The sequence below is a fragment of the Mesorhizobium sp. P5_C1 genome (genome assembly GCF_054049815.1).
In genome coordinates this window covers 1-1,875 of sequence record NZ_JBFULQ010000810.1, presented here as the reverse complement: position 1 = coordinate 1,875, position 1,875 = coordinate 1, and the positions used below count along the sequence as shown (strand labels likewise).

Here is a 1,875-nt window from a genome sequence, read left to right as displayed (position 1 = left end):
CTGCAGCACCGTGCTGCCAGCCACCACATACTGGACGGATGTCACGGTCCCACCCGTAGGGACGCCGGCGTTATAAGTGAATCCAGAGCCCTGAAAGAGTGTGTAATTCGACGCGTCGTCAAAAAACCTTGCATAGAGAGGCTGCGGGTCTTCGAAGTCGTAGTCGACCAGTGCTCCCACCTGCAGCGTATCGAAATTCAGTCCAAAAACCGTACCACCGCTGACAACAGCCATGACGTTCTCCCACCCAAGATTAACAACCCCAACCTATATTTACGAGGTTTCCTGAAACAGCACAACTGACCGTTCTTACTTGTAGTTAGCCAGCGAGGGTTCGGGATGGAATTGTTGCGATGGACTTTGGCGGCGGCGGCAAGGTCCGCTTCGGGCCGACCGGCATGATCTCCTTACACCACGACGAAATCGGCGTTGGTGAGTGCCAGGTTGGCGGCCAGTGTGGCGAAATGGGTCGAGCCGCCAGCGGCACTGCCGTTGCTGTCATAATAGAGCCAGCCGGTATCCGTCTCGTAGATGATGTGGTCGTTGCCGTCGSCGGCAAGGCCGGTTGTGTTCYTGACGAACTGGTCCGCCGTCAGCGTGCCGCTGCCGCCAAGCGCTGTGAAGATGGCGTTGTCGACCTGGATGCTGTCGTCGGCGACCGAGAAATCGGTGATGCGGTCGACGTTGGTCGATGCATTGAGCGCCGTGGTGAAGACAAAGGTGTCGTTGCCGGTGCTGCCGCTCAGCGTGTCGTTGCCGAGGAGGCCGTTGATGACATTGGCACCCGAATTGCCGGTGATGATGTTGGCGGTCGAGTTGCCGGTGCCGTTGATCGAGGCCGCGCTGCGCAGTGCCAGGTTCTCGAGCTCCTGTCCCGACAGGTTGAACGAGACGAAGGCCTGGACATTGTCGGTGCCCTGGCCGTTGAGCTCGACGACATGRTCGCCGGCATTGTCGACATAGTAGGTGTCGTTGCCGATGCCRCCTTGCATGGTGTCGGCGCCTTCCTTGCCGTCCAACGTATCATTGCCGCCAAGACCGCTCAGCGTGTTGACACCTGAATTGCCGTTCATCGCGTTGGCCAGGCTGTTGCCGGTGGCGTTGATCGAGGCGGCACTGCGCAGTGCGACGTTCTCGATGTTGCCCGTGAAGTGGTTGCCATCACTGAGGTTGATCGAGATATAGCCATTGACGATATCCGAGCCGTTGGCGCCGGCGGTGTTTTCACTGACGATATCGCCAGCGTTGTCGACATAGTAGGTGTCGTTGCCGGCCCCGCCATACATGCTGTCGGCACCTGCCTTGCCATCCAGCGTGTCATTGCCGGCCTTGCCGTCCAAATGGTCGCCGCCCGAGGAACCATATATGGCTTGGGTGCCGTCGGTGCCGGTCAGCGTCAAGGCATTCGTGCCAAGCCCGACGATAGATGAAATGCCGTTCACCGCTGTCACCGATACCGACGTGCGGATGGTCGACTGGCCCATCAGATCGATCTTGGCGTTGAAGCCGGCAGCGATCGTCGCGGTGAGAACCACCGGTGTCACCTGATCGCCGCTGGCAAACGTGATGGTCTTGAGACCGGCCGTCACCTCCTCGGAATAGCCGCCGGCGCTGCCGCTGGCCGTGTTCGGTCCGCTGCTGACGGAAACCGTTATGCCTGCGCGCCCTTCGCCGATCGAATAGAACTGGTCGGCGGTCACGGTATCGTTGAAGGCGACACCGGTGAGAAACTGGTGATTGCCGCCTGGCCGGCCGAAATCTTCGGTCAGCATCGTCGCGTTGAGACCCTGATAGATGCCCTGGGCCTGGCCGACACCGACCTCCTGATAGTCCGGATCCATCAAATTGACCCGGTGGCCGCGGCCAGGGTAGTTC

Annotated in this window: 1 protein-coding gene and 1 pseudogene; both read right to left on the bottom strand. The window is 60.1% G+C overall.

What is annotated here, in order from left to right:
- A partial coding sequence (locus ACXJ7R_RS31535) for a hypothetical protein (protein ID WP_457155224.1) occupies positions 1-234 on the bottom strand: 234 nt, incomplete at its 3' end.
- A 173-nt stretch (positions 235-407) separates the two neighbouring features.
- Positions 408-1,875 (bottom strand): annotated as a pseudogene (locus ACXJ7R_RS31530) (hypothetical protein); the annotation flags it as partial.